General features: G+C 22.4%; 14 protein-coding genes. All 14 read right to left on the reverse strand.

Annotated elements, in window-relative coordinates; all coding sequences use genetic code 4:
* The 14 genes from ACJA27_RS02440 to ACJA27_RS02505 all read right to left on the reverse strand — a co-directional run bounded on the left by ACJA27_RS02440 (window position 1) and on the right by ACJA27_RS02505 (window position 11,946).
* Window positions 1-1,005: a serine/threonine-protein kinase gene (locus tag ACJA27_RS02440; RefSeq protein ID WP_406617717.1), complete on the reverse strand. Its 1,005-nt coding sequence runs from the start codon at window positions 1,003-1,005 to the stop codon at window positions 1-3.
* Between the two features lies 1 nt (window position 1,006).
* Window positions 1,007-1,783 (reverse strand): PP2C family protein-serine/threonine phosphatase, encoded by a 777-nt coding sequence (locus ACJA27_RS02445; RefSeq protein WP_406617718.1) that lies wholly within the window; start codon window positions 1,781-1,783, stop codon window positions 1,007-1,009.
* A 1-nt stretch (window position 1,784) separates the two neighbouring features.
* Window positions 1,785-2,372, reverse strand: coding sequence for a guanylate kinase (gene gmk / locus ACJA27_RS02450; RefSeq protein WP_406617719.1), 588 nt, complete (start codon window positions 2,370-2,372; stop codon window positions 1,785-1,787).
* Window positions 2,373-2,495: 123 nt separating this feature from the next.
* Window positions 2,496-3,107 (reverse strand): tRNA (guanosine(46)-N7)-methyltransferase TrmB, encoded by a 612-nt coding sequence (gene trmB, locus ACJA27_RS02455; RefSeq protein ID WP_406617720.1) that lies wholly within the window; start codon window positions 3,105-3,107, stop codon window positions 2,496-2,498.
* Window positions 3,108-3,156: 49 nt separating this feature from the next.
* Window positions 3,157-5,085, reverse strand: a complete 1,929-nt coding sequence (gene yidC, locus ACJA27_RS02460) for a membrane protein insertase YidC (RefSeq protein ID WP_406617721.1) — start codon at window positions 5,083-5,085, stop codon at window positions 3,157-3,159.
* Window positions 5,075-5,401 carry a ribonuclease P protein component gene (rnpA, locus tag ACJA27_RS02465; RefSeq protein WP_406617722.1) on the reverse strand — a complete coding sequence of 109 codons (327 nt, stop codon included), beginning with the start codon at window positions 5,399-5,401 and terminating at the stop codon, window positions 5,075-5,077. The genes yidC and rnpA overlap by 11 nt, the downstream gene beginning before the upstream one ends.
* A gap of 28 nt (window positions 5,402-5,429) precedes the next feature.
* Window positions 5,430-5,579 (reverse strand): 50S ribosomal protein L34, encoded by a 150-nt coding sequence (gene rpmH / locus ACJA27_RS02470; RefSeq protein WP_406617723.1) that lies wholly within the window; start codon window positions 5,577-5,579, stop codon window positions 5,430-5,432.
* Window positions 5,580-5,686: 107 nt separating this feature from the next.
* Window positions 5,687-6,637, reverse strand: coding sequence for a prolyl aminopeptidase (gene pip, locus ACJA27_RS02475; protein WP_406617724.1), 951 nt, complete (start codon window positions 6,635-6,637; stop codon window positions 5,687-5,689).
* Between the two features lie 77 nt (window positions 6,638-6,714).
* Window positions 6,715-6,915, reverse strand: a complete 201-nt coding sequence (gene rpmF / locus ACJA27_RS02480; protein WP_406617725.1) for a 50S ribosomal protein L32 — start codon at window positions 6,913-6,915, stop codon at window positions 6,715-6,717.
* 107 nt (window positions 6,916-7,022) lie between these two features.
* Window positions 7,023-9,239: an OppA family ABC transporter substrate-binding lipoprotein gene (locus tag ACJA27_RS02485; protein ID WP_406617726.1), complete on the reverse strand. Its 2,217-nt coding sequence runs from the start codon at window positions 9,237-9,239 to the stop codon at window positions 7,023-7,025.
* Between the two features lie 10 nt (window positions 9,240-9,249).
* Window positions 9,250-10,410, reverse strand: coding sequence for an ABC transporter permease subunit (locus ACJA27_RS02490; RefSeq protein WP_406617727.1), 1,161 nt, complete (start codon window positions 10,408-10,410; stop codon window positions 9,250-9,252).
* Complete coding sequence (locus ACJA27_RS02495) at window positions 10,397-11,365, reverse strand: ABC transporter permease subunit (protein ID WP_406617728.1); 969 nt, start codon at window positions 11,363-11,365, stop codon at window positions 10,397-10,399. The genes ACJA27_RS02490 and ACJA27_RS02495 overlap by 14 nt, the downstream gene beginning before the upstream one ends.
* 42 nt (window positions 11,366-11,407) lie before the next feature.
* Entirely contained in the window at window positions 11,408-11,674 is a 267-nt protein-coding gene (locus ACJA27_RS02500) for an HPr family phosphocarrier protein (RefSeq protein WP_406617729.1), read from the reverse strand.
* A gap of 14 nt (window positions 11,675-11,688) precedes the next feature.
* Window positions 11,689-11,946 (reverse strand): DUF2188 domain-containing protein, encoded by a 258-nt coding sequence (locus tag ACJA27_RS02505; protein WP_406617730.1) that lies wholly within the window; start codon window positions 11,944-11,946, stop codon window positions 11,689-11,691.
* Window positions 11,947-12,069: the final 123 nt, after the last annotated feature.

A 12,069-nucleotide genomic window follows, 5' to 3' on the forward strand; every position in this document is an offset into this window, starting at 1 on the left:
TTATTTTTTATTTATAAAAATAGCTATAAGAATAATTATTAAAACAGTTAAACCTATAACAACAAGCGAAGAAATTAAAAAAGCTCTTGAATTAACAATATCAGCAAAAGTTTTTTTAGGCTTGACTTTGTTTAAATCTAAAGGTTTTTCATAATATCTTTTTTCTTCTAAACAAGTTTTTAGATCTCTGGCCATTTCTCACATTGAATTATATCTTTTCATAGGATCTTTGGCTGTGGCTTTAGTAATAACGTTTGCTAAAGCTTGAGGAACATTTAAAATTTGTCTAATATCAGGTATTTGACTATGTAAATGCATTTTTATGGTGGCTTTAGCATCTGAACCATTAAATGGATATTCACCTACCAACATTTCATATAATAAAATTCCTAATGCATAAATATCCACTTTATGAGAAATTCTATATTTATTTTTAGTATCCACAAGTTCAGGTGCTAAATAATATGGGGTACCTATAACACTATTAACACGAGTATACCTTTGACTTTCTTTACGTAAAGCAATTCCTAAGTCAATAATTTTAATATTATATGTTTTATTAATTAAAATATTATTAGATTTTAAATCACGATGAGTAATTCCATTATTATGCAATTCTTGAAATCCTTCAGCAATTTGAATAGCTAACATAACTGCTTTTTTAGGAATAATTCTTCCTTCTTTTTTTAAATGGTCCGCAATTGAAGTACCCGGAACAAATTCAGTTACTAAATATTGTTCAGTATCAGAAACAAAAGAATCATGATATTCAATAACACTACGAGAATTAATATTTTTATATATATCTATTTCTTGTATGAATCTTTTAATAGCAATTTCATTTTTATTTTTATCACCATCAGATTTTAAATATTTAAGAGCATAGTGTTTATGATTGGGATCATTTTTTTCTTCAACTTTATATACTTCTGAAAAACCACCAACACCTATTTTAGATATTACTTTATATTTTTCAAAAACTTTACTATCTCTTCTTATTATCATATTAACCTTCCAAATTCTTTTTGTTATCTAAAACAATCATTCCAGCAGTAACATTATCTGTTGATTTATTATCTAATGCTTCATTTATTAAAATTTCTAAGTTTTCTCCAATGGTATTGCTTTTATTTAAAATTGCTTCCATTGTTGGAATTCTTACAAAATCATGAATTCCATCACAAGTGGTAATAATCGCATAAATTCGTTCATATCATTTTTTTTCAATATTAAAAACTGCTATTTTTCTTCTTTTATAAGGACCTAAAGCAGAGACTAATGCAGCTCAATTTGGGGCCGCTAATTTAGCTTCTCTTTCATTCATTCCTTCAGCAATTAAATTATTTAAAAGGTTTTGATCTTTAGTAACTTGTTTTAATTCACCATCAGTAGATAAAATAAAAGTTCTTGAATCTCCAATGTTAAAAATAGTTAAAATTTTGGCTTTAGTATTTACTAAAGCACAAGTTACAGTAGTTCCCATATCTAATTTAGCTTCATCACCATTAGCTTTTTTTATCATTTCATCAATGCATTTTTTAATTGTTTGCTTAAATCAAAAAGTATAATCTTCAAAATTATCAGAATCAATTGGAAAATTTTTTCCTAAAAATTCTTTTCGAAAAGTACTAATGGTAGTACTTGAAGCCAAAGAACCTCCATAATGCCCACCCATACCATCACAAAGAATTAAAAAATGAAAGTGTTGATTATGAAATATGTCAACACGATCTTGATTTTCTTTACGATAATTTCCTACATTACTTTTTGTTCCAAATTCCATATTACTTATCAATTTCCTTTAATATGATTGATTTTACTTCAAGAGCTGATCTTTCTACATCATCACTAATAACTCTATATCTAAATAAATGAGCTTCTTTGAGTTCATTTTGAGCTTTTTCAATTCTTTTTTTCAAAGATTCTTCTGATTCTGAATTTCTTTTAATTATTCTTTTTTCTAATTCATCTATGGAAGGAGGTAATACAAAAATAGTTATTAAATTGTAATCTTTGTTATTGGAAATTTTTTGCAAAATTTGTTTTGCTCCATTGGTTTCAATTTCTAAAAAAGGAACTCCATTTTTAGCATGTATTTTATCTATTTCTGAATACAAAGTACCATAGTAATTATCAAAATGAAAACTATATTCTAAAAATTCATTATTATCTATTTTTTTAAGAAATTCTTCTTTAGAAATAAAATGATAATGTTCACCATTTATTTCTCCAGTCCTTGGTTTTCTTGTAGTTGCCGAACAAGAAAACATTAATTTTAATTCTGGATAAGTAAAAAGAAGTTGTTCAATTGTGCCTTTTCCAACTCCACTAGGTCCAGTAAAAATAATGATTGGTTTAGAATTTGTCTTCATATTAAGTATTATTATATATTAATAGAAAAAAGATTAATTTGATATCTTAAAAAACTTTGTAAAAAGTTAGTTTTTTAAAATTTTTTCTTCATTTTTTAATCAAAAAAGTAAATAAAAAAGTTGCTAATTTGGTTTTTTAGCAACTAAATAATTAATATTTTTACCTTGTGAAGATCATTTAATTTCATAATTTGTTTGAAATCTCTTATCATAATCCTGATGTGAATGAAAATCATTAGTTTGTTTTAATATAGTTCAATTATTTTCTTGAAGTGAGTTAATTGAATAATTAAAAAAATTATCATTATCAGTTTTTATTTTTAAAAATCCATTTTCTTGTAATATTTGTTCATATATTTTTAAATATGTTTTATATGTTAATCTTCTTTTTTCATGCTTTTTCTTTGGTCATGGATCGCTAAAGGTTAATCATATTTCATTAGTTTTGCCAGTAAAAATTTCATTTATTTTTAATGCATCATTAATTACAATTTGAAAATTATTAAGTTCATATTTATTAGCATTAATAATTGCTTTAGCAGCTACTGTAGAAAATTTTTCTAATCCTATAAATTTTTTAGTAGGTAAATAAAAAGCCATATTTGTTAACATTTCACCCTTTCCCATTCCTATTTCTAAAATGGTATTTTCATCCAATTTTAAAGGGTAATTTTTAACCAAATATTTTGTCTTTTCTAACTTATTTATAGCATTTTTATCAAATTTTAATCGCATATTTGTCCTTTATGTTTATAAGAAAAAAATAAATCAGTTTTTTACTGACTTATTTTTTTTGTAAATATTTTTCTCTATAATATTTAGATTTTTTAAATCAGTGAATCAATAAGATTTGTCCTACCGATCATATACCACCAATAATTCAATAAACTTGAACCCCTGCAGTAAAAATAACTGTAAAAATTAAGAAGAAAATAGAAATTAAATTTTGAGTTCTATTTGCTTTTTTAAGAGCAGCTTTATCTTCAATAGTTGTTCTTTCCTTAAATCTTTTAAGTGCTAATAATTTAGGAAGATATTGAGATAGAGCTTGAATAAGAACAGAAGCTACAATAATTCATAAATAAACAAATTTACCAGCAAATAATTCTCTTCATGAAGTAGCTGAGAAATCTAAACCGGCTCAATGAGTAGATTTTATATCTGGGATACATTGAATTACCCTCCATATAGCAATAAAAATTGGCATTCCTACTATTAAACTAATAAAACTATCCAATGGATTGATATTGTTCTTTTTATATAGTTCCATCACTTCTTGTTGTTGACGAGCTTTCATTTGTTTATTAGTTCGATCATATTGAGCATATTTAGCATCAATTTTTGCTTTCTTAGCTTTTATATCTTCTTGACGTGATTGATTAACAATTGATTTTCATGTCAATCCAAGAGTAATTAATCTTGTTAATACTACTACTACAATAATGGTGATAATAGTAGCTCAACCATTCATATCAGGCATTGAAGTTCTAAGAGCTTGAGTTAATAAAGATAAAGGTCAAACAATTAAACCATAGAAAGGACCATATCTTCAATAACCAGCAGCACTATAAGTTGCTTTTTGAACTTCACTATCAAGATTCAAAGGAACTTTTCCATTATAGATATATTTATTTGCTTGAATATCATAACCAGAAGTAGCTAAATATTCACGTATAACATCTTGATAAGTATTAATTAATTCTAATTCTTCATTAGTTAATTCAATTTGACCATTAGAAATAATTTCATTATAAATTTTGTTAATATAAGCAGATAAAGATTTAACATCACTTCAACCACGAGAACTTATAGAACGATTTAATCTATCAACATAATATTTTGTTTTGAAAGTTTTTCTATATAAAGTTTCAAATACATCTCTAGCAAATGCTTCTCTTCCAGATAAACCATTTTTAGGAAGTTTCTTAATATCATCATAAGTTTTAGCACTTTTTAATTCTCTTTTTAAATCCTTATTTTGTAGTTTTTCTTTTTTAATAATTCATTTACCATCAGCAGTTTTATCTTTTTCATTAGTTGGCAAATGAGAAATAATTGTGGTTTCAGTTTTATTTTTAGTTTTGGTTTTAATAACCTTATATGACATTCAAACTATATCTTCATAACCATCATAAATAGAATCATAATTTTCTATTTCACCTTGATTTTGCAATTTATTTTCTAAAGTTAATTTTTGTTTTTTTTCTTTTCTAGTTAAAGATAATTCTCTACCTGAGTAAAATAAATATTTTCCATTTTCATTGTGAATAAATTTGTCATCTTTATCATCACTAAAATGAACTGCAGAAGAATATGTGGAAGAATTATATTCACCTAAAGAACCTTTATTAGCTTGATCTTGTTGATGTAATTTTTCTAGAATATTATTATGTTCTTTATTTTTTAAAAAAATGTTTGAATTTTGAACTCTTTCATATTTATAAAATTCACCATCTTTTTTATTTTTAGCTTCAAAAGAAGCAACCCTTGGTGCTACTTCATTTTTATTACGATAAAATTCAGCACCTGCTCCTGTATAGTTAGAGCTTTTAATTACACAAGTTTGAACACAAGCAGAAAGTGATAATGCAAAAACGAATAAGTAAAGAACGATTCTTATTCAGAACCATATTTTTTTTCACATATTCTTTTTCTTATTTGAAGCATTTCCACTTTCAGTGAAAAAATCAAAGTTTTTTGATCTATTTTCCATATTTTATCTTTTCAAAAAGTTTTTTAGTTGTATCCAATTTAACTTTGTAATTTTGATTAAGAAATTCTTTACGTAAAATAAAAACAAATTTATACTTCATTTCATAAATATTTAATGAATGAATAATTGCTTTTAATTGTCTTTTATAATAATTTCTTTTTACAGCATTACAAAATTTTTTAGGTACAGTAATTCCTATTTTAAATTCTTTACTAGGTAAAAAATAAATAACTAGATATTTATTAATCAATTGTTTTTTGCCATTTATAACTTCTTCAAATTGTCAATTTTTTTGAAGCCTATATATTTTTTTCATAATTAAAAATAAAAAATGGCAAAATTAACTATTTAGCATCTGAAACAGTTAATCTTGCTCTTCCTTTTGCTCTTCTAGCAGCCAAAACTTTTCTACCATTGGCAGTAGCCATTCTAGCTCTAAATCCATGAGTTTTAATATGTTTAGCTTTATTTGGTTGGTAAGTTCTTAAACTCATAATATCTCCTTAAACATTTTATTTTGTTGATAATTAATTATAAATATATATCTATTTTAATATAAATAGATACTAAATAATAACAATTATATATATTAAAAGCAAAATTATTTAATAATGCTTTTAAATTTTTCAGTAGCATTTACTAATCCTTCACTAATTGGTAAATCTTTTGAAGAATGACCTGCAGCATTTATAAAATTTAATTCACATTTTTTTAATTTTTGTGCTAATAAATAAGCACCTATAGGTCTACAATCCATATCATATCTTCCATGAATGATAATAGTTGGTATATTTTCTATTTTATTAGCATTATTTAAAATATAGTTATCATCTGATAAAAAATTATTGTTTATAAAATAGTGATTTTCCAGTCTAGCAATTTCTAAATTGGCCTTTGCATCACTTAAATATTCTTCTAGTCCCAAAATAGGATTTAAAGTAATTAAACTCAATTCTCATTTTGCTCAATGATATGCAGCTTTTGTAGCAATTTGTAAATTAGTATCATTTAAATATTTATGATAACTTTTAATTAAATGATTTTGTTCATTTGGTGCAACAAAATTTTTAAATTCATTAAATAAATCTGGAAAATAAAAATTAGCCCCTTCTTGATAAAGATATTCATTATCTTCTTTTCTGCCTAGATAAATACCTCTTAAAATTAACCCTAAAACATTTTGTGAATAATTTATTGAATAGATTAAACTTAAAGCTGAACCTCAAGAACCGCCAAATAGAATTCATTGTTTTACATTAAGATGTTTTCTTAATTTTTCTATATCTTCCACTAAATCAAAAGTTGTGTTTTCTTTAATTTCAGCACTTGGTAAACTTTTTCCACAACCTCTTTGATCAAATAAAATTATTCTGTAATATTTAGGGTCAAAATATTGTCTACTAGAAGGACTAATACCACCGCCAGGGCCGCCATGAACAAAAAGAATTGGAACACCTTGTGGATTCCCCACTTCTTCAAAATAAATACTATGCAATTGGCTTACTTTTAAATAACCACTATTATATGGTTCTATCATTGGATATAATTCCATTCCCACTCCTTTTATATTAATTGTTAGATATAAAAAACTGCTAACATAGCAGTTTTTAAAATTAAGAAAAGATAATATTATGCTTTTATACGATCTTCATTTGCTAAATAACCAGCAACTTTTTTTCCATTATAAAAACCGCAATTTTTGCAAACATGGTGTTGTTGATATAACATTGAACAATTTTTACATTGAACTAAATTTTGAACTGGTAAAGCATCATGAGTTCTTCTCTTATGTTTTCTTTGTTTACTAGTTTTTCTTTTTGGGTTAATCATATCTTTTCTCCTTATTATTTGCTAAAAATATTACAGCAAAAGTCATTTTTAATGTATATATTATAAGACAATAAGCAAAAAATAATTAAGCATTTTTATTCAAAATACTATTTTTTTAACTTTATGTCTTGAAATTGAGTATATCCTAAATCATTTATTGGTTTTATTAAATAATTCTGGACTAATATTTGTTCATATTTCTCTGAATTAGAATAATTTTGAGTATTAAAAGGAATTCTTACCAAATTATTCAATTGTAATAGTAATTTTATTTGCTCTCATGAAGTTAATTTTTTTAGATATGTATCTAATTTTTGCTCAAATTCATAATATTCTTCATTTGTTGAAAATAAATATCTTTTTAGAGAAAAACCTTTTTTTAGTTGAATACTTTTTAATTTATCAAAAACATTTGTTTGTTTTTTTAAAAAATCATTTTTAAAATTTTTAATTTCTCTAATCAATTCATTTCCAAATAATTTGTCTTCTTCTATAAAAGTTAACATTAGTAATCAAGAGTTGTTATTTTCAAAAAACATTTGTTTTAAAAAATTAGAAATGGAATTTTCTACTAAAGAAATTTTTTGATAATTTATAAAATATTGATCATCACTATTTTTCACAAATTCATAAGATGGATTAATCCTTTTATCTATCTTTTTAAATAAACTTATCAAAATATCATAAATTTGTTTTAAATCATCATTTTCATTTTCAAAAATAGGTATAGTAAATTCTATTTTTTGATTCTTATCATAATTTTTTTCAGCATATAAATCATCAATTATCTTGTTTAACATTTCTTTTGTTTTTTCAAAATTTATACCTTGGTATTGTTTAAAAATGTCAATTAAATTTTTATAATCATAAAAACTTTTTTTGTAATTATTTTCATTTATTAAATTACCATCTATTCCATATTCTGAACTTAAATAATTTTTAGCATCATAAGCTTTTTTATATGATGAATTTTCAATATCATTACCATCCAATTCTAGATTTTCAGGAACATATGAATTTCACAAATTATCATAATTTAATTTTTTTAAATATGTTATTTTATTTATCATTAAAGATAAAATGCTTCTAAATAAATATTGATTTTTTTGATTATATGTTTTAAGAATATTTTTTCCTTCTATTATTTCTTTTTTATCTAAACCATAAAACAATTCGGAAAAAATATCATTAAATTTTATAGAATTTTTATTATCAAAAATAAAATTATAAAATGTATTGATAGGAATATTATTTGTTGAAGATTTTAATTGATAATTTAACCCGTAAAGTTTTTTATTGTAATATATTTCATTTTGTTGTTTCTTATTAAAATGATCAAAATCTGTTTCTGATATTAGATTTTGGCGATAAGAATTAAATGATTGCAGAGAAAAAGTTTCTCTATCTAAAGGTAATGGATTATATTTTAAAATAATTTTTTTAAGTTTATTTTTAGTGCTTTTATTTAAATAAAAATAATTATTAATATGAAAAGTTTGGTTATTTAATGTATTTTCTTTTAAGTAATAATTACCAATGAAATAATTATTTTCATTTTCTTCTAAATATGTAGGATTAAATAATAAATTAGTAATAATCTGATTATTTAAAAATGAAACCATTTTATTAGCATAATTCATATTTTTTTGTTCAAAATCTAAAAAATTTCCTTTTGAATTTAATGTAGTTTTGTAATTTAAATTAAAACTATTCATTATTTCTTGAAAATCTTTTAAATTTTTATCAAAAGTTTTTAAGTAATTTTTAGGACTTAATTGTTTATTAGTTTTTTCACCTTTATTATTGATAAAATAAATATCTTTTTTTAAAACAAATCTAATTTTGTAAGCTCTTTGTAAATTCTTTAAAAAATCTGGATGATTAATATTGCTTTCATTTTTTGAAAAATAAGAAATTATTCCAGAGTTATAACCTAAATTTTTATTTTGTGGAGGCAAAAATAAATCTTTATCATCATTGTTATATTCTTTATCTGTTTCACCTTTTATTGATAAAATGATTTTTTCAATTAAATTAAAACTTAACTTTTTTCTTGTTGGATGTATAAATGTTTTATTAACATTATCATAATTTATATTATCTTGATATTCATAACGAATTAAAGGATTATGGATAAGTGATTCAAAATCATTTTCTACTTTTTTATTGTAGTAAAAATCTTTATTTTTATAAAAATTTTCTCTATTGTATTGCTTTATATAAGTATCTTTTTCTCTTTTTTCTCTAATGTTTTGACAAGATAATGAAGTTAACGTAAGAAAAGTTAAAGATAAAGAACCCAATAATAATTTATTTTTTTTCATATTTTCCTTTTTATTTTAGTTTTGGATTTGAAGAAACATAAAGAGAAATACTTAATCATTTAGTTAATATAAGATATAAAATACTTAAAAAAATGACAGTAAATAAATAATCAAAATTAGTAACGTCTGAAATAATTTGTTTAAAAATTAAACCTATGTTGTTAGAATTTGAAACACCATTAATATTAAAAAATGCTAATGCTGCTAAACTTAAAAATATTAATGATAATTGATCAGAAATAATAACAATATTGTTTCACCAATTGTATTTAAATAAATCTCGTATAATGATATTTCAATTATTAAATCCTGATGCTTTATCAGCTATAATAAATTCTTTGTTTTTGATTTCTAAACCAGAAGCATAAGAAGAGTGAAAGAAATTAATGCTACTTAATAAACTAAAAATAATAATAGAACTTAATATTGAAAACTTAAATATAGAAAATAAAAATATTGAAAAAATTAAATAAGGTAAAATTGATAAACTAGAAAAAGTATAATAACCAATTTTTACACTTGTTTTTTCTGAATAATAAGCAACAAAAGAACCTAATAAAGTTCCTACTAATAAACCTATAAATAAGGAAAATAAGGAAATTATTATTGTTCATAAAATTGAATTTATGATAAGAGAAAAATTATCAATTCCATTCTCATTTGTTCCTAATAAAAAATTAAGTTTTGTCATCTTATTACCACCTAATTCTAAGGTAGCATAAAGTAATTCATAAGGGTTATATTTTAATTGAATAAAACCTAAAATTTGTTTTTCAGAAATAATAATATTTCTATGAGGTGATAAATTAGCAATATTTTTTATCATATTATATTCTTCTCCAACTGGAAGGTTTTTTTCAACAATTGGAGAATAAAATTTAGGTAAATTAGTTAATAAAAGAGGATTAGAAATAGCAGTTTTTTTAGAACTATATGGATAAAATAAAGAAGTAAAAATTAAAAATAAAGTAAATAAAACTATAAAAGATAAAAGAATTAAATTAATTTTTCTATTTATAAAACGATTCCAAAATAATTTTATATTAGATTTTTGTTTTGTTAATGAAACAGCATAATGTTTATGTTCTACTTTTTTAAGTAAATGTTTTAAATGATGCTTAACATCATCATCAACTACACAATGCACATGATGGTATTTATTTGATTTCATTTTTTACCCCCTCTCTTTGTTCGTTAAATAAATTTATTTTTCTATTTTGGATTTTGAAATAAAAATTCATTTTATTGTCAACATTTAAAGTTTGATACAAAATTTCAATTAAAGCTTGAGCAAGATATATAAAAAGAGAAGTAAAAAAAATAAAAGTAGATAGAATTTCTAATTCATTCATTTTAATAACGCTATTTAAAAGTAAACTTTGACCAGGAATTTGAAAAATTCTTTCAATAATCATACTATAACTTACCATTGCAACATAAATAGGAATTAAATAGTTTAATTGATTAATAATTAAATTTTTGAATATTACTTTTCAAAAAATTTTAAAACTGCTCATTCCATTAGCTTTCATAATAATTACATAATCTTGATTTAAAATATTTAAAAGAACTTTTTTAGTTAAAATAGAAAAAATAGTAATTGTTCCTAAAGAAAGAATAATAACTGGAATTATAAAAGAATTAATAGTAAAGCTAAATCCCAATAAATTTGGATCAATATAATTAATTGGAAAATCTAATTTTTCTGCCAAAATAATCCCAATAGGCGCTAAGATAAAAGTAGGAATAGAAGAAAAAAAGAAAATAATAATATTAGTTAGAATTTCTGATTTCGTATTAATTTTATAAGCACTAAAAATACCTATACCAAATCCTATAATTATTGACAATAAAAATGTAATTAAAGTAAAAATTAATGATAATTTAATATAAAAAAAATAAAATGTTGCTGGATTAATAAATGAATTTGAAATAGTTGAATTATAAATTTTTCCAAATTTAAAAGTAAAAATTGATAAAAGATATTTAAAATATTGGATAACCAATGGTGAAGAAAAATCACTATTTATAAAAATACCTAAAAAAAAGAATAAAAAAGTAAGAGTTATAAAAACCCCTAAAATTGCTAAACTAATTTTCTTAAATAAAAAATAGTAAAAATTCATAAGTAATACTTTTTAAAGATAAAAAGTAACTTTCTACATAAATTAAATTATTAAATTTGTTTCTAAAACCTTTTTAATATCCTCAATTGCTTCTTGCTCATCAGCACCTACTGCTTTAATAATCACTTCATAACCTTGTTTAATTCCTAAAGAAGTAATGTTCATAATAGATTTTAAATCAGCTTGATGTCCATTAGCAGTAGTAATAGTAATAGATGATTTATACTTTGAAGCTGTGCCTGCTAAAATACTAGAAGGAATGGCATGTAAACCTAAAGGTTCAACAATTTTACAAATAATTTGTTTCATATCTTCTCCTGTTTTTATTTCTTTGGTTTTGTTTCTTTTTTAACTTTTTTTGGTTTATAACTTTGTCCAACTCTAATAGGACCTGTTGCTTTATGAACTAAATAAGTTCCTTCATTATCTTTAACCATAACTTTTGCATAATCTATCGCTTCTTTTTGAGTATCAAAAATTTTAGTTGCTCTATCACGACCAACTCCTTTGATTTGTCATTTTTTACCTTTAGGAGTTATATGTCAAATTGGTAAAGGTTTTTTTTCTGTTTCTGTAGCCATTAATGCCTTTCTATAAATACTTAAAATTAAGTTTTATATATACAACAATGAATATTAAAATAAATTCTATATAGTATCTTTAATAATTATAAATTATTATTTTTTATTTAAAAAAAATATATA

It is taken from the genome of Mycoplasmopsis lipophila, assembly GCF_045276895.1.
Classification (GTDB): domain Bacteria; phylum Bacillota_I; class Bacilli_A; order Mycoplasmatales; family Metamycoplasmataceae; genus Mycoplasmopsis; species Mycoplasmopsis lipophila.